Source organism: Saccharopolyspora gloriosae, assembly GCF_022828475.1.
Lineage (GTDB): Bacteria > Actinomycetota > Actinomycetes > Mycobacteriales > Pseudonocardiaceae > Saccharopolyspora_C > Saccharopolyspora_C gloriosae_A.
The window spans coordinates 5,219,546-5,234,694 of sequence record NZ_CP059557.1; the positions used below are offsets into that span (position 1 = coordinate 5,219,546).

14 protein-coding genes and 1 pseudogene are annotated in these 15,149 nt (G+C 68.3%); 5 read left to right on the plus strand and 10 right to left on the minus strand.

Going from position 1 to position 15,149, the window contains the following annotated elements:
• Nucleotides 1-65: 65 nt before the first annotated feature.
• On the minus strand, nucleotides 66-677 hold the full coding sequence (ctaE, locus tag H2Q94_RS22750) for an aa3-type cytochrome oxidase subunit III (protein WP_243789217.1): 612 nt from the start codon (nucleotides 675-677) through the stop codon (nucleotides 66-68).
• Nucleotides 678-849: 172 nt separating this feature from the next.
• On the opposite strand from ctaE, the gene H2Q94_RS22755 reads away from it, so the two are divergent.
• The 3 genes from H2Q94_RS22755 to trpD all read left to right on the plus strand — a co-directional run bounded on the left by H2Q94_RS22755 (nucleotide 850) and on the right by trpD (nucleotide 2,828).
• Entirely contained in the window at nucleotides 850-1,215 is a 366-nt protein-coding gene (locus tag H2Q94_RS22755; RefSeq protein WP_243795863.1) for a hypothetical protein, read from the plus strand.
• A gap of 143 nt (nucleotides 1,216-1,358) precedes the next feature.
• Nucleotides 1,359-1,769 carry a response regulator gene (locus H2Q94_RS22760; RefSeq protein WP_243789218.1) on the plus strand — a complete coding sequence of 137 codons (411 nt, stop codon included), beginning with the start codon at nucleotides 1,359-1,361 and terminating at the stop codon, nucleotides 1,767-1,769.
• 27 nt (nucleotides 1,770-1,796) lie between these two features.
• A complete protein-coding gene (trpD, locus tag H2Q94_RS22765) occupies nucleotides 1,797-2,828 on the plus strand; it encodes an anthranilate phosphoribosyltransferase (RefSeq protein ID WP_243795867.1) in 1,032 nt (343 codons plus the stop codon).
• Nucleotides 2,829-2,853: 25 nt separating this feature from the next.
• Here trpD and H2Q94_RS22770 read toward each other — a convergent pair whose 3' ends face one another.
• The 5 genes from H2Q94_RS22770 to ctaC all read right to left on the minus strand — a co-directional run bounded on the left by H2Q94_RS22770 (nucleotide 2,854) and on the right by ctaC (nucleotide 8,195).
• Complete coding sequence (locus H2Q94_RS22770; protein ID WP_243789219.1) at nucleotides 2,854-4,437, minus strand: alpha/beta hydrolase; 1,584 nt, start codon at nucleotides 4,435-4,437, stop codon at nucleotides 2,854-2,856.
• Nucleotides 4,438-4,634: 197 nt separating this feature from the next.
• Nucleotides 4,635-4,913, minus strand: coding sequence for an Lrp/AsnC family transcriptional regulator (locus H2Q94_RS22775; protein ID WP_243789220.1), 279 nt, complete (start codon nucleotides 4,911-4,913; stop codon nucleotides 4,635-4,637).
• 146 nt (nucleotides 4,914-5,059) lie between these two features.
• Nucleotides 5,060-6,655 (minus strand): alpha/beta hydrolase, encoded by a 1,596-nt coding sequence (locus tag H2Q94_RS22780; protein ID WP_243789221.1) that lies wholly within the window; start codon nucleotides 6,653-6,655, stop codon nucleotides 5,060-5,062.
• A 145-nt stretch (nucleotides 6,656-6,800) separates the two neighbouring features.
• Nucleotides 6,801-7,199 (minus strand): cytochrome c oxidase subunit 4, encoded by a 399-nt coding sequence (locus H2Q94_RS22785; protein WP_243789222.1) that lies wholly within the window; start codon nucleotides 7,197-7,199, stop codon nucleotides 6,801-6,803.
• Nucleotides 7,200-7,235: 36 nt separating this feature from the next.
• A complete protein-coding gene (ctaC, locus tag H2Q94_RS22790) occupies nucleotides 7,236-8,195 on the minus strand; it encodes an aa3-type cytochrome oxidase subunit II (RefSeq protein ID WP_243795869.1) in 960 nt (319 codons plus the stop codon).
• A 402-nt stretch (nucleotides 8,196-8,597) separates the two neighbouring features.
• Here ctaC and asnB point away from each other — a divergent pair, with 402 nt between their 5' ends.
• Complete coding sequence (gene asnB, locus H2Q94_RS22795; protein ID WP_243789223.1) at nucleotides 8,598-10,526, plus strand: asparagine synthase (glutamine-hydrolyzing); 1,929 nt, start codon at nucleotides 8,598-8,600, stop codon at nucleotides 10,524-10,526.
• Here the strand turns inward: asnB and H2Q94_RS22800 are convergent.
• From H2Q94_RS22800 to H2Q94_RS22810, 3 genes and pseudogenes are all read right to left on the minus strand, one after another.
• On the minus strand, nucleotides 10,516-11,544 hold the full coding sequence (locus H2Q94_RS22800; RefSeq protein ID WP_243795871.1) for an IS481 family transposase: 1,029 nt from the start codon (nucleotides 11,542-11,544) through the stop codon (nucleotides 10,516-10,518). The genes asnB and H2Q94_RS22800 overlap by 11 nt on opposite strands.
• Nucleotides 11,545-12,022: 478 nt before the next feature.
• Nucleotides 12,023-12,562, minus strand: a pseudogene (locus H2Q94_RS22805) (M23 family metallopeptidase); the annotation flags it as partial.
• Between the two features lie 278 nt (nucleotides 12,563-12,840).
• Nucleotides 12,841-14,313 carry an alpha-amylase gene (locus H2Q94_RS22810; protein WP_243789224.1) on the minus strand — a complete coding sequence of 491 codons (1,473 nt, stop codon included), beginning with the start codon at nucleotides 14,311-14,313 and terminating at the stop codon, nucleotides 12,841-12,843.
• Between the two features lie 178 nt (nucleotides 14,314-14,491).
• Here H2Q94_RS22810 and H2Q94_RS22815 point away from each other — a divergent pair, with 178 nt between their 5' ends.
• Nucleotides 14,492-14,704: an RNA-binding S4 domain-containing protein gene (locus H2Q94_RS22815; RefSeq protein ID WP_243789225.1), complete on the plus strand. Its 213-nt coding sequence runs from the start codon at nucleotides 14,492-14,494 to the stop codon at nucleotides 14,702-14,704.
• A gap of 65 nt (nucleotides 14,705-14,769) precedes the next feature.
• On the opposite strand, the gene H2Q94_RS22820 is transcribed toward H2Q94_RS22815, so the two are convergent.
• On the minus strand, nucleotides 14,770-15,132 hold the full coding sequence (locus tag H2Q94_RS22820; RefSeq protein WP_243789226.1) for a HesB/IscA family protein: 363 nt from the start codon (nucleotides 15,130-15,132) through the stop codon (nucleotides 14,770-14,772).
• Between the last annotated feature and the right edge of the window lie 17 nt (nucleotides 15,133-15,149).

Consider the following 15,149-nt stretch of genomic DNA (forward strand, 5'->3'; position numbering starts at 1 on the left):
GAGTGCGGCAACCCTTGCTGTCAGGTTCGGGGTGTTACGTGGCGGCCCTGGTTAAGACCGGTGAATCACGGAACGAGGTAGATCACGGCGAACAGTCCGATCCACACGATGTCGACGAAGTGCCAGTAGTACGACACGACGATCGCCGCGATGGCCTGTGCCGGGGTGAACTTGCTCAGCTTGGTTCGGATGAGCAGGAACACGAAGGCGATGAGTCCGCCGATGACGTGCAGGCCGTGGAAGCCGGTCGTCATGAAGAACACGGTGCCGAAGGCCGACGAGGCGATCGTGGTGTGGTGCGCGGTGACCAGCGTGTAGTACTCGCCCGCCTGCCCCAGCGTGAAGATCGTGCCCATGATCAGGGTCACCACGTACCAGCGGCGGAGGCCGAACACATCTCCGCGCTCGGCCGCGAAAACACCCCACTGGCAGGTGAACGAGGACGCCACCAGGATCACCGTGAACGGGAGTGCGTAGGCGATGTTCAGCTCGCTGGGCGCCGGTGGCCAAGCGCCCTCGTTCTGCGCCTTCACCGTGAAGAACATGGCGAAGAGTCCAGCGAAGAACATCAGCTCGCTGGCCAACCAAACGATGGTGCCGACGCTGACCATGTTCGGCCGGTTCAGCGAGTGCACGCGTTGACTGATTGAGGGCGCTGCCGTTGTCACGCGACGCATTATGTCCCGTGCGTTTTGCCCCTGCGCCCTCGGGTCCCGCGCGTGGCGTTTCAGTGATCAGATCGCGACCTGGAGGTAACTCGTTGTGATTAATTTTCGGCGTTTTTTGTCCCGCCTGGGGTTTCCGCTCGGCCAGAAGGGTGTCGCGGAGCCCGACTGGGACGATCCAGAGCTGATCGTCGTGGTCAGCGCCTTCGACGAGACCGAGGCCGCCTCCACCGCACTCTCCCGCTCGCAGCGGTGGGTCCCGGAGGCCGCCGCGGTGCTGCGCCACCACCTGCTGCTCCCGCCGGATTCGATCAGCACCGCCGCTGAACTGCTCGAACAGGACGGCTGGCGGTTGCGCCCCGATCCGGGCGACGAGCGAGTCCCGTTCGGCGCGGAGCCCGCGCCCGGCGAGAACCCGCTGTTCGCGGAGCGTGTGCAGAAACTCGACGCGTTGCATTGCTCACAGGAGAGCTCCCGGATGGCCGGACTCGCCCAGCGTCTGCACGGCAGGGCCGTCGGCTGGGTCGCGTTGCAGAACGAGCCCGGCTGAGCACCGGGGCTCGTGGCGGCTACTGCTCACGCCTGTTCAGCCGCTAGCATCCGGAGATCACCGTCATCGAGGGCACCATCTCGTCGTCGGGCCGAGTCACCACAACGTCGTGAGCCGACCGCCTAGCCAGCGAGGAGCAGCTGATGAGCACACCGACCACCACGATCCTGGTGTTCAGCCACCGGCCCGAAGTTCGCGAATCGATCATCAACGCGATCGGCAGACGGCCGGCGCCCGACCTGGCCAAGGTCGACTACGTCGAAGCGGGCAACGTCGCCGACGTGCTCACCGAGGTCGACGCGGGCCGCGCCGACCTGGTGGTGCTGGACGGCGAGGCACAGCCCACCGGCGGCATGGGGGTGTCGCGGCAGTTGAAGAACGAGATCGCGAACTGCCCGCCGATCGTGCTCACGGTGCGCAGGCGGGACGACCGATGGCTGGCGACCTGGTCGCAGGCCGACGCGGTGCTGGTGCACCCGCTGGATCCGTTGTCGTCCGCCGAAACCGTCGCAGAACTGATCCGCACCGCAGTGCCGTCCGCGGTGCGGGCCTGAACCACCCGGAGAACAATCGTGGGCACCATGTCGGGCACCTGGCCGGAACTCCTCGGGCACCTCGTCGCGGGCAATGACCTGTCCGCGACGGACACCGCCTGGGCGATGGACCTGGTGATGACCGGCGCGGCCACCCCGGCTCGCGTCGCCGCGTTCGTCGTGGCGCTGCGCGCGAAGGGCGAGACCGCGGCCGAGGTGCGCGGCCTGGCCGACACGATGCTCGCGCACTCGCTGCCGCTGGAGGTCGAGGGCCGGGCCATCGACGTCGTCGGCACCGGCGGGGACCGGTCGGGCAGCGTGAACATCTCCACGATGACGGCGATCGTGCTCGCCGCCTGCGGCGCGACCGTCGTCAAGCACGGCAACCGCGCGGCCTCCTCCAAGTGCGGCACCGCGGACGTGCTGGAAACGCTGGGCGTCACGATCGACCTGCCGCCCGCGGACGTGCGGGCGTGCGTGTCGGCGGTCGGCATCGGGTTCTGCTTCGCGCCGGTGTTCCACCCGGCGATGAAGTACGCGGCGGGTCCGCGCCGGGAGATCGGCATTCCCACCGCCTTCAACGTGCTCGGCCCGCTGACGAACCCGGCCCGGCCGACCAGCGGCCTGATCGGCTGCGCGGACAAGCGGATGGCTCCGGTGATGGCGGAGGTGTTCGCGGCGCGCGGCAACTCGGTGCTGCTGGTGTCCGGGGACGACGGCATGGACGAGATCACCACCACCGCCACCACGACGGCCTGGGTCATCGGCGACGGCCAGGTCCGGCAGGAGCGCATCGTCCCGGAGGACCTCGGCGTCCCGCGCACGACGCCGGAGGCGCTGCAGGGCGGCGACGCCGAGGTGAACGCCGAGGTGGTGCGCAAACTCCTGGCAGGCGAGCGCGGCCCGGTGCGCGACGCGGTGGTGCTGAACACGGCAGGCGCACTGGCGGCCTACGACGGCATCGGCGAGGACCTGACCGCGCAGCTGCGCGACGGCATCGACCGCGCCGCCCGAGCACTCGACTCGGGTGCCGCCGCCGATCTGCTGGCCCGCTGGGCCGCCTTCGGCCCGCAGGAGTAGCTCTCGGCAGTGGTCGGACGGCAGGTCAGGGAGCCGGATCGAACGGCCCCCGGTCCGGGAGGCAGACGGTGCCTTCGGCGGGCAGTGCGCCGTCGGTGAAGTAGGCGTTCAACGCGCCATCGATGCAGGAGCTCTTCCCCCGAGCGCCGTGTCCGAACGTGTCCAACGTGAGCAACCGGGCGTCGGAGAGCAGCTCCGAGGTCGTGCGCGCGTCCTCGTACGGCGTGGACGGATCGCCCTGCCGGTTGCCGATGACCAGCACCGGCTCGGCCGTCTCCCGGTCCCACGGCCCGGTGTAGCGATCCGGGTCCGATCCGCCGGGCCAGTCCGCGCACGCCAGCGACGCGTACGTCCAGTACGAGCCGAAACCGCGCCCGGCCTCGTCGGCCCGCCGCGCGTACTCGGACCACACCCACGGATCGCCGGGGTTGCTGGAGTCGTTGCACTTCACGCTGAGCCCCTGCTCGGGTTTGCGTCCCGGTCGTTTGGGCGGCTCGGGCACCTCGACGACGGGCGGCGCACCGGGGTCGCCCGGCAGGGAGTGCTCGTGGAGCAGCTGCAGGAACTCACCGAGCTTCGGGGCGGATTCGGCGGTGTGCAGCGCGCTCAGGGTGCCGCGCACCGCGACCTGGTAGGTGATCTCCATCGGTGCGCCGCCGGGCGAGATGACCGCGACGGGCCGCACCAGCAGCCGGTCGAGCAGCGCGTTGTACTTGTCGAGCAGCTCGACGCCGGGCTCCCGGAAAGCGCAGCGCTCATCGGCGGCGCAGACATCGAGGAACGAGTGCAGCGCCGACTGGGCGCCCTTCTCCGCACCCAGCCGGTAGCTGAACGGGTGGAAGGCTTCTTCCGGCCGGTAGCCGGTGGTCCATTCGATCGGGTCGAGCACGCCGTCGATCGCCACCGAGCCGACTCGCTCCGGGAACAGGTTCGCGTACACGGCGCCGAGGTGGCTGCCGTAGGAAATGCCGTAGTAGTCGAGCCGGTCCTCCCCCACCGCCCGCCGCAGCAGATCGAGGTCACGAGCCACGTTCGCCGTCGAGGTGTGCCGCAGCAGCGGCCCCGCGTTCCGCTCGCACCGCTCGACTCCGCGCGCGGCGTCTTCGACCTGGACCCGTTCCTGCTCGGAGGTGACCGGGAAGGTGTTCTCGTGCTGGAAACCGTCGGCGGAGTCGGTGAAGCAGCTCAACCCGGTGCTCTCGCCGACACCGCGCGGATCGAATCCGACGATGTCGAAACGCTCGTGGAGCTCGGGCGTCAATTCCGGGGCGATCCTGCCGATTCCCCCGGGTCCGCCGGGGTTGTAGAAGATCGTGCCGAGCTTGTGCTCCTGATCAACGGCGGGCAATTTCCCCACGGCGAGGGAAATTCGCTGCCCCGCCGGATCTCGATAGGACAGCGGCACCTCGGCGGTGGCGCATTCATGGCCGGGCGAGTCGGCACACGGCTCCCAGTGCAGCGCCGGGACGTCCGCGCCACCGGTGCGCAGCGCTCCAGCGACCCGTTCGGCTTCGGATCGTCCGGCCGCGAACGGAGTGAGCGAGCTCGCGATGAGCGCTGCGATGAGCACGGTCGTGCCGCGCGCGGAAACGGCGATGCGTGATGACATTCCTCGACAACTCCCCAGTGGTTTCCGTTTTCGGCCGGAAACTAGCGAGGAAGGTCATCGCGCACTCCCTGAAATCACGGAACGGCGACGGAAAGCGGAGCTGTCCGAGAAATCGCGGTCGCACTCGGCAAAGGAACGGCGAGGAATCCGCATGCCCTTCCCGCCCCACTGCGCGGACCGCTCGGTGCGGCTCCGGCTCACTCCAAGCCGATGGAGAACGTGGCCTCGGTGTCCTGGCGGGAATACGAGCGGAAGGCGATGTGGGTGTCGGTGTCGAGGACACCGGCGACCTTGTTGATCCTGCCCGGCACGATCTCCGCGATGTCCTCGTGGTCGGTGACCCGCACGATGGCGATCAGGTCGACGTCGCCCGCGCAGGAGTAGACCTCGGCGACGCCGTCGATGTCGGCGACTTCCTGGGCCGCCTCGGTGAGTCGGTCGGCGACGGTCTGGATGAGCACGATCGCGGTGATCACGAAGAGCCTCCTGGCTGCGGGACTGCGTTGCTGCGGTCTTCGAATCCTAAGCTCACCGGAGCGCGCGTTTCCCGTCGCCGCACCACGAACGAACGGCCCGCTCGACCGGTCGGGCCGAGCGGGCCGCCGCAGCACGTCCGGTCCGGTCAGGGCACCGGGTCGAACGGGCCTCGGTCCGGCTGGCAGACGGTGCCTTCGGCGGGCAGTGCGCCGTCGGTGAAGTAGGCGTTCAACGCCCCGTCGATGCAGGCGCTCTCACCGCGAGCGCCGTGTCCGAACGAGTCGAGGGTGAGCAGCCGGGCGTCGGAGAGCAGCTCCGAGGTCTTGCGCGCGTCCTCGTACGGCGTGGCCGGGTCGCCCTGCCGGTTGCCGATGACCAGCACCGGCTCGGCCGTCTCCCGGTCCCACGGCCCGGTGTAGCGATCCGGATCGGATCCGCCGGGCCAGTCCGCGCACGCCAGCGACCAGTACGTCCAGTACGAGCCGAAACCGCGCCCGACCTCGTCGGCCCGCCGCGCGTACTCGGACCACACCCAGGGGTCGCCGGGGTTGCTGGTGTCGTTGCACCTCACGCTGAGCCCCTGCTCCGTTCTCAGGGCGCCCACCCGATCTTGCGGGGCCGCCGGTACCGCCACGACCGGTGCCGGCCCGGCGGCGGCACCGGGCAGGGAGAGTTCGTGCAGCTGCTGCAGGAACTCACCGAGTTGCGTCGACGCCGAAGCGCCGTAGAGCGAGCCCAGCGTGCTGATCGCGGCCACCTGGTAGGTGATCTCCTGCGGCGTTCCGTCGGGCCGGGTGATCGTGACGGGCTGGGCCAGCAGCCGGTCCAGCACCGCGTTGTACTTGCCGAACAGGTCGGTACCCGGCTCCCGGAACGCGCAGCGCTCATCGGCGGCGCACGCGTCGAGGAACGAGTGCAGCGCCTGCTGAGCACCGCCGTAGCTGCCTATCCGGAAGGTGAACGGGTCGAACGCCTCCTCCGGCCGGTATCCGGTGGTCCACTCGATCGGGTCGAGCACGGCATCGATCGCCAGCGACCCCACCCGCTCTGGGAACAGGTTCGCGTACACCGTGCCGAGGTGACTGCCGTAGGAAATGCCGTAGTAATCGAGCCGGTCCTCCCCCACCGCCTCGCGCAGCAGGTCAAGGTCACGGGCCACGTTCGCCGTCGACGTGTGCTGCAGCAACGGCCCCGCGTTCTGGGCGCACCGCTCGACTCCGCGCGCGGTGTCGTCGACCTGGACCCGTTCCTGCTCCGGAGTCACGGGGAAGGTGCCGTCGTAGTGGAAGCCATCGCCGGGCGCGGTGAAGCAGCTCAACCCGGTGCTCTCGCCGATGCCGCGCGGATCGAAGCCGACGATGTCGAAGCGCTGGTGCAATTCCGGAGTCAGTTCCGGCGCCAACTTGCCGCTGCCGCCCGGCCCGCCCGGGTTGTAGAAGATCGTGCCGAGCTTGTGCTCCTGATCAACGGCGGGCAGCTTTCCCACGGCGAGCCGGATCTGCTGTCCCGCCGGATCTCGATAGGACAGCGGCACCTCGGCGGTCGCGCATTCGTAACCGGGCGCGAGCTCGCACGGCGCCCACTCCAGCGCCGGGACGGCCGCCCCGTTGGTGCGCAGCGGAGCGGGCGTGGAGTCCGCGGCGGGCGGCCCGGCGACGGCGGTCGGTGTGAGCGAACCCGCGACGAGCACGGCGGCGAGAACCGCCGAACTGCGAGTTAAGGCGGCGATGTGTGACGACATTCCCCAGCCAATCCCCAGTAGTTTTCACGTCCGAGTGAAAACTAGCGAAGCGGATCAGCTGACCGCCACCGAAAGTAACCAACTGGCGGCAGAAATGGGTGAGCCCCCGGACCAGAGATCCGGGGGCTCACCTAGGTACTGAAGCTCACTCGTGGTTCGGTCCGGTGTGGTACTCGAACACGAGACCCGCGACCATGATCAGCAGCACACCGGTCGCGATCACGATCATGACCACGTGGAAGAACGCCAAGGCGATACCGGCGAACGCGGCGGCGGCCGCCACCCCGGCGGGCCAGTAGCTGCCGGGGCTGAAGAAGCCCAGCTCGCCCGCGCCGTCGCTGATCTCCGCGTCCGGGTTGTCCTCCGGACGCGGCTCGATGCGCCGCGCCACGAACTGGAAGTAGCTGCCGATCAGCAGCGACAACCCGCCCACCAGGACCAGTGCCGTCGTGCCCACGGGCTCGTGCGACCACACCCCGTAGACGACCGCCGACAGGAAGAAGAAACCGGTGATCATGTTGAAGATCTTCGCTTCGACCTTCATGGAGTCCTCACTCTCGCGCCCTGCGTCCTGCCGGGATCAGTTGCCCGCTTGCCGGCCACCGATGGTGGACGGCTCACCGGAGGTTCGGTCGGTGTCGAACGGCACCGAGGTCACCGCCCGCGGCGCGCACAGCTCACCGCAGTTCATCTGGTTCAACGCCTCGGCCGCGGTGTAGTACTGCCCGGTGGCCGGGTTGTTCTGCGTCCGCAGCTGCATGTACTGGTCGAACTTGTCCGGCGACAAGGCGCGGACCTCGAAGTTCATCATCGAGTGGTAGGTGCCGCACAGTTCGGCGCACCGCCCGACGAACGAGCCCTCGCGTTCGATGGTGTTCTCGAAGACGGCGTCCTGGTTGTTCTTGTCCGGGTGCGGGAAGGTGTCCCGCTTGAAGTGGAACTCGGGGACGAAGAACGAGTGGATGACGTCGGTGGAGCTCAGGTTGTACTGGATCGACGATCCGGTCGGCAGCACCAGCAGCGGGATCTCGCTGCTGCTGCCCACGGTCCGCACCGGCTGCCCGTCCGGCGTGCGGTGGTCCGGGTAGTTGAACTCCCAGTTCCACTGGAACGAGACGACGTTGACCTTCTCGTCCGGATCAGCGGACTTCGCCATCACGTAGTTCTGCGTGGTGGCGGTGAAGTAGAACAGCACCACGACCATCACGAACGGCACCGCCGTGTAGATGACCTCCAGCGGCACGTTGTACTGGAACTGCCGGGGCAGCTCCTCGCTCTTCTTGCGGTGGAAGGCGATCGTCCAGAACATCAGGCCCCACACCAGGACGCCGACCGCCAGCGCAGCGATCACCGACCACGTCCACAGCTGCCGCATGGACTCGGCCTGCGGAGTGACACCTTGCGGCCAGCCGAACCGCAGGACCTCGTCGGTCGAACAGCCCGTGGCCGCGACCGCGACCAGGCCTACCAGCCCGGCGACTTTGACCAGCCGTGGCACTCGGGTCCCCTCCTTCAGACGTTCCTGCCGCAAGCTCCCCATCCGAAAGCCCACTGCGCGACGCCTCCTCGCTGCGTGTTTCCACCGTCGCCGCGGGGTTTGGACACACTGCGCACCCACCATGCCCCGCGGCCGGAATGCTGCGGGGGAGCCTAGCCCAGCAGTAGCCGCGATACTGCTCCGGGGTGGCGAGGTGCGCTGCACATCACCGAGATCGTCCCCGGCGCGGCGCGAAGATCCGATTCACGCGCGCACGCGGGGGCTCGCACGCGTCGCGCGGGAAACCAACGGCGTCCGCGTGCACATGGTGCCCGCCAGGACTCACCGCGCCTGCACGGCAAGGCGGCGGACCCGGCATACTGGGGCTCCCGCCCGCCGAGATCCCAGCCGGGGCCGCGGGGCGGAGCCCGACCCATCGCCGACGCGAGAGGTGCCCGAGACGCCGTGTGCGGCCTGCTTGGACTTGTCTGTCCCACTGAAGAGAACGCCGGTTTCGCCGTCGACGCCGTGGCCAAAGCGCTGCCCTGCCAACGGCACCGGGGGCCGGACGAGAGCGACACCTGGCAGGGCGGTGAGGCCGTCTTCGGCTTCAACCGGCTGTCGATCATCGACCTGGAGCATTCGCACCAGCCGTTGACCTGGGGTCCGCCGGAGAACCCCGGCCGCTACACCATCAACTTCAACGGCGAGATCTACAACTACCTGGAACTGCGCGCGGAGCTCGCCGAGCACTACGGCGCCCGGTTCAACACCGACGGCGACACCGAGGTGATCGTCGCCGCCTACCACTACCTGGGCACCGCGATGGTCGGCCGGTTGCGCGGCATGTTCGCGTTCCTGATCTGGGACAGCGAGCGCCGCGTCGTGTTCGGCGCGCGCGACCCGTTCGGGATCAAGCCGCTGTTCTACGCCGACGGCCCGGGCGGCACGGCGTTCGCCAGCGAGAAGAAGAGCCTGCTGAGCCTGGCCACGACGCTGCGCATCGGCGAGGACATCGATCACAAGGCGCTGCAGCACTACCTGACGCTGCAGTACGTCCCGGAGCCGGAGACGCTGCACCGCCAGATCCGGCGCATCGAGTCCGGCACCTCGTTCACCGTCTCCCCCGGCGGGCGGCTGGTGACCGAGCGGTACTTCGTGCCGAACTTCACCTCGAAGCCGGTGCGCAACGACTCCGAGGCCCGGCGGTTGCACGATCAGGTCGTGGACGTCATGCGGGACTCGGTCGCCAAGCACATGCGCGCCGACGTCACCGTGGGCTCCTTCCTGTCCGGCGGCATCGACTCGACGGCGATCGCCTGCCTGGCCAAGGAGCACAACCCGAACCTGATCACCTTCACCACCGGGTTCGAGCGGCAGGGCTACTCCGAGGTGGACGTGGCCGCCGAGTCGGCCGCGGCGATCGGCGTGAAGCACGTGATCCGCACCGTCTCCCCCGAGGAGATGATGGAGACGCTGCCGCTGATCATCTGGTATCTCGACGACCCGGTGGCGGACCCGGCGCTGGTGCCGCTGTGGTTCATCGCCCGCGAAGCCCGCCAGCACGTCAAGGTGGTCCTCTCCGGGGAGGGCGCTGACGAGCTGTTCGGCGGCTACACGATCTACCGCGAGCCGCTGTCGCTGGCTCCGTTCGAGCGGGTGCCGGGCTCGTTGCGCAAGGCGATGGGCAAGGTCTCCACCGCGATCCCGGACGGGGTGCGCGGCAAGGACCTGCTGCGTCGCGGCGCGCTGTCGCTGGAGGACCGCTACTACGGCAACGCGCGGATCTTCCGCGACGACCAGCTCAAGTCGGTGATGGCGGCCTTCGACCCGGGCGTCTCGCACCGCGACGTCACCGCCGAGCCGTACCGCACCTCCGAGCACTGGGACCCGGTGACCCGGATGCAGCACGTGGACCTGTTCACGTGGCTGCGCGGGGACATCCTGGTCAAGGCCGACAAGGTGACGATGGCGAACTCGCTGGAACTGCGGGTTCCGTTCCTGGACAACGAGGTGTTCCGGGTCGCCAGCGGCATCCCGCTGGACCAGAAGATCACCCCGGAGACCACGAAGTACGCGCTGCGCCAGGCGATGAAGCAGGTCGTGCCCGCGCACGTGCTCAACCGCCGCAAGCTCGGCTTCCCGGTCCCGATCCGGCACTGGCTGCGCGACGAGATGCACGACTGGGCGCGCAACATCATCCAGCAGTCGCAGACGGAACGGCTGCTGAACAAGACGGCGATCCTGCAGCTGCTGGAAGAACACCGTTCCGGCGTGCTCGACCACAGCCGTCGGCTGTGGGCGCTGCTGGTGTTCATGATCTGGCACGGCATCTTCGTCGAGGGCCGCTTGTCACCTGAGGTCCCGGAGCCGTACTACCCGGTCAAGCTTTGAGTCTTTTTGCTTTGGTGGTCGGGTAGCTGTTGTGTCTTGTGAGGTTGGGGACGCGGCTGGCGGGTGGGTGGCCGCCGAGTGCGGTGTGGCCGCGGTGGTGATTGTAGGTGTGGAGCCAGTGTGGGAGGGCGTTTCGGCGTTCGGTGTCGGAGAGGTAGAGCTGGGCGTAGGCCCATTCGTCGAGCAGGGTGCGGTTGTAGCGTTCGACTTTGCCGTTGGTTTGGGGTCGGTAGGGGCGGGTGCGGAGGTGTGTGATGCCGGCGGCGGTGAGTGTGGCGGTCCAGAGGTGGGAGCGGTAGCAGGAGCCGTTGTCGGTCAGTACTCGGAGCACGGTGATCCCGGCATCGGTGAAGAATGTGTGTGCTCGTTGCCAGAACGCGGCGGCGGTTTCGCGTGTCTCGTCGGGAAGGATTTCGGTGTAGGCAAGCCGCGAGTGGTCATCGACGGCGTTGTGCAGGTAGCTGTAGCCGATGGCGGGTTTCTTCCCGCCGGCGCGGCGGCGGTCGGTGACGGTGGCCTGGCTGTTGTGGCTGCCGGCCTGGCGGCCGAGGACTTTGCTGCCGCCGCCGTCGGGGACGTTGCCGACTTTCTTGATGTCGACGTGGACGAGGCCGCCGGGCTGCGGGTACTCGTAGCGGCGGATCACCCGCCCGGTGGCCCGGTCCAGGTGTGCGAGCCGGGCCAGCCTGTAGCGGCCCAAGACCCGGTGCACGGTAGCCGGGTTCAAGCCCAGCAAAAACGCGATCCGTGCCGGCCCCCACCGGCGGATCACCCGGACCTTGATGATCCGCCGCTCGGTGCGCGACGGAGTGCGCCGCGGACTGTGATGCGGACGCGAGGACCGGTCTGCCATCCCCGCCTCGCCCTCGGTGCGATACCGATCCGCCCACCGTTGCGCGGTGCTGGGCGAGACTTGGAAACGCTCAGCCGCACGCCGCAACGGCCAGCGATCGTCCACGACACACCGAGCCAGACGCAGCCTGCCCGTCTCAGTCAACGGAGCGTTACGGTGACACACGAGGACCTCCAGGTATTCGGTGCAGATGTCGTGATCCACACCGAACCCGGAGGTCCTCACTCATTCCAAGATCATCCGCCCCGTGTCCCCCGTTCACAACCTCCCGAGACACAACAGGTAGCGGAACCTCAGTGAGCCTCTCGCTGCGGGATCTTTTTCCCAAGTGGCTCCGCCACGAGGGAAAAAGCTGTCCTCGCGAGAGGCTCACTGAGAACCCGCCGGTGGTCGACCTGGGTACGTGGGCTAATCGCTGCGCGATTACAGGCACGGCCTACGGCCGCCAGGCAGGCTGGCTTCGCCGCCTTCGCGGACTTCGCCGCTCAAAAGGACTGTGTCGACGTGACGGGGCGACGACCTGGAGTGCGCCGGTGCACGTACTGAACCGGGTCTCAGTCGAGTTCTGATCTTGTGCATTGACGGACGGCCGCTTCGCCCCCAGGACGAAGCGGCCGTTCGCTCTTTCGACGCCGGTCGGTCAGCAGTCGTTCTTGCTGGTGAAGTCGGTGTGGCCGTTGTAGGGCACGTCCTTGCCGTTGAGCGTGACCTTGACGTCGTCACCGCCGGAGCGCTGCTCGAAGTGCAGGTGCGGGCCGGTGACGCCTCCAGTCGCCCCGGCCTCGCCGATCTTCTGCCCCAGTTTCACCTTGTCGCCCTTGGAAACGCTCTGCACCGACAGGTGCGCGTACCTGGTGGTCCAGCCCGAACCGTGGTCGATCTCGATCCAACGGCCATAACTGGTGTCGCCCTCGTTGCCGACGACACTGACGGTGCCTCCGGCGGAGGCCACCACGGGCATGCCGGTGATGCCGCTGCGCTGGAAGTCGACCGAGTTGGCCGGGCTGTGCCCGCTGAACGTGGCCGCGGTGACGGTGACGCCGCAGCGGAACGGGACTTGGAAGTTCGGTGCGGCGAAAGCGGGCGTGCTGCCCGCCAGCACGCCGAGGCCGGTGAGCGCCGCGGTCGCCGCCGCGGCTCCGAGTCTGCGGGTGAGGGTCGTCGCAGGTCTTGCTCCGGTCATCAGAACGCCTCCTTGCTCCGGGCATCCGGCGCGCCGGATGCACCTGACGGGGAGATCGATCCGACCACAGGTCGCTCGACAAGAACAGACGGATCAGGCCGTATTTCAGGTGAATCGTTGACGAAAACTCGCCAACTCCCGCTGATCGCCGCTCGGTTCGCGCGGACGATTCCGCGTTGAGGGCAGGGCTATCCGAACGTGCGGCGGCCTCCTCCCGGGGATCCGGAGATCCGCGGCGAGGAGGCCGCCGAGGTCGCACTACATCAACAACAGCGAGATCAGCTCAGCTTCGCACCGGCGTGCAGCGCGATACCCGAGTTGCCCGGCACCGAGGTGGTGACGGTGCCGTCGTCCCGCACTTGCGCGGTCGCGCCGGTGCAGGATCCGTTCTCCAAGGAACCGGACATCACGTCGCAGTACGTCCCGGCGGGCAGCGAGGTCTGGAATTCCTGGTCGGTGATCTCGCCGTCCTCCCGGTTGATCACGACGAAGCCGGCGTCAGCGCGGCCGAACGCGATCCGGCCGGAGCCGTCGTCCCACCAGTTCGTCAGCTCCTTGCCCTGCACGGCCTGGTGGAACCCGGCCATCCCGGCGATGATCGGCCGCTGGTGCTCGCACACCCACGCCTGGTCGGCGCAGTTCGCGGGGCTGGTGCGGCCGTCGGAGTCCGCGGGCGGACCGGCGTCCGGGTCGTCGAAGGCGAAACCGGAGATCAGCTGCGGCGTGCCGTACGGGTAGGCGAGCATGAACGCGTTCGCCAGGTCGTAGGAGACGCCGTCCTTGTAGGTCAGCGTCGGCTCGCTGCGCTGCGTGTCGTGGTTGTCGATGAACACCACGGCCTGATCGCTGGGCAAGGTCATCTCGTCCGGCACGTTCGCCAGCTGGGCCAGCGAGCCGTCCTTGAACGCGGAGCTGACCTTGTGGTGATACGCGAATTCGGTGACGTCGCCGTTGCCTGCGTACTCACCTGCCGACGTGGTCTGATCCGCGATGACCTCTTGGAACATGTACGGCTTCGCGCCGGTATCGGGCACCGTGTTCAACCCGCCGAAGATCGCGCCGACGTCCTCCGGCGGCATGTGCTTCACGCCGTCCACCCGGAACCCGGAGACGCCGAGGCTGATCAGGTCGTTGAGGTACCCGATCTCGGCGGAACGCACGTAGTCGGTCCCGGTCTTGAGGTCCGAGAGCCCGACGAGTTCGCAGTTGCGGACCTCCCACTTGTCGTCGTAGTCGGCGATGTCGCGGCGGCAGTCGCTGAAGTCGGCGTCGCTGTAGAGACCCGGGTAGTCGTACTTCGAGTGGGTCGTGCCCGCGCTGCCCACCGCGTCGCTGGCGGCCATGTGGTTCACCACGGCGTCGGCGTAGATCTCCACACCGGCGTCGTTGCAGGCGGAGACCATCGAGGCGAACTGTTCGCGGTCGCCGCGCCGGGTCTCCAGCTGGTAGCTCACCGGCTGGTAGTCCTGGTACCAGGGGTGGCCCTCACCGGAGAGCTGCACGTGCTCCTGGGGCGGCGAAACCTGGACCGCGCCGAATCCCTTCGGGCCGAGCGTGCTGCGACATTCCTGCGCGATCGACTCCCACGGCCACTGGAACATCTGCACGATCGGCCCGGAAACCGGAGCCGTCGCCGGGGCCGCCGCGGGAGCCGGTGCCGGAGCGGGCGTCGCCGGGGTGACGGCGGCCGCGGCGGGCACGACGGCCACGCCTGCGAACGCCACTGCCAGAGCTAGTACGGGTAATCGCATCGGACAACTTTCTCGATTGAGTAATTGCCCGATGATCAGATGTTCTTTCGCCCTGTTCAGTCAATGCGCCATTGGAACCAGCGTTGAGCTGCTCTTATGCTCGCAAGTTCTTACAACCACCCCGCTCGCCGCCGCCCGTCCATCGGCGCACTCGGGCCTCCGGCGGAGAATGCGGGACATGCATGATGTGGAGATCCGGGAAGGCACGATCCGGCTGGGCCAGCTGCTGAAGCTGGCGGGACTCGCCGAGCACGGTGCGGACGCGAAGGCGCTGCTCGAAGAAGGCGAAGTCCTGGTCAACGACGAGGTCGAGACCCGGCGCGGACGGCAACTCACGCCGGGCGACCGGGTCGCCCTCGGCGATGAGGTCGTGCGGATCGTGTCCCGCTGACACCGGCGCACGCGAACGGCCCGGTCCCCCGTCGGGGTACCGGGCCGTCGTGGGCGCTGGAGCGGTCAGTGGAAGGAGTCGCCGCAGGCGCAGGAGCCGCCCGCGTTCGGGTTGTCGATCGTGAAGCCCTGCTTCTCGATGGTGTCGACGAAGTCGATGACCGCGCCTTCCACGTACGGGGCGCTCATCCGGTCGACGACCACGTCGAGGCCCTCGAAGCCGCGGCGCGCGTCGCCGTCGAGCGAACGCTCGTCGAAGAACAGCTGGTAGCGCAGGCCCGCGCAGCCACCGGGCTGGACGGCGATGCGCAGGTGCATGTCATCGCGGCCCTCCTGCTCCAGCAGCGCCTTGGCCTTCTGCGCCGCGGAGCCGGTCAAGGTGACACCGTGCTCGGGCGCCTCGCTCTCGATCGTGGTCTGGGCGGTCATGACTCTCCCTAGAGGTC

Excerpts from the sequence above, each read along its gene's own strand:
- ctaE (WP_243789217.1), bottom strand. The coding sequence starts at position 677 with ATGCGTCGCGTGACAACGGCAGCGCCCTCAATCAGTCAACGCGTGCAC.
- H2Q94_RS22760 (WP_243789218.1), top strand. The coding sequence starts at position 1,359 with ATGAGCACACCGACCACCACGATCCTGGTGTTCAGCCACCGGCCCGAA.
- trpD (WP_243795867.1), top strand. The coding sequence starts at position 1,797 with ATGTCGGGCACCTGGCCGGAACTCCTCGGGCACCTCGTCGCGGGCAAT.
- H2Q94_RS22770 (WP_243789219.1), bottom strand. The coding sequence starts at position 4,437 with ATGTCATCACGCATCGCCGTTTCCGCGCGCGGCACGACCGTGCTCATC.
- H2Q94_RS22780 (WP_243789221.1), bottom strand. The coding sequence starts at position 6,655 with ATGTCGTCACACATCGCCGCCTTAACTCGCAGTTCGGCGGTTCTCGCC.
- H2Q94_RS22785 (WP_243789222.1), bottom strand. The coding sequence starts at position 7,199 with ATGAAGGTCGAAGCGAAGATCTTCAACATGATCACCGGTTTCTTCTTC.
- ctaC (WP_243795869.1), bottom strand. The coding sequence starts at position 8,195 with ATGGGGAGCTTGCGGCAGGAACGTCTGAAGGAGGGGACCCGAGTGCCA.
- H2Q94_RS22810 (WP_243789224.1), bottom strand. The coding sequence starts at position 14,313 with ATGCGATTACCCGTACTAGCTCTGGCAGTGGCGTTCGCAGGCGTGGCC.
- H2Q94_RS22815 (WP_243789225.1), top strand. The coding sequence starts at position 14,492 with ATGCATGATGTGGAGATCCGGGAAGGCACGATCCGGCTGGGCCAGCTG.
- H2Q94_RS22820 (WP_243789226.1), bottom strand. The coding sequence starts at position 15,132 with ATGACCGCCCAGACCACGATCGAGAGCGAGGCGCCCGAGCACGGTGTC.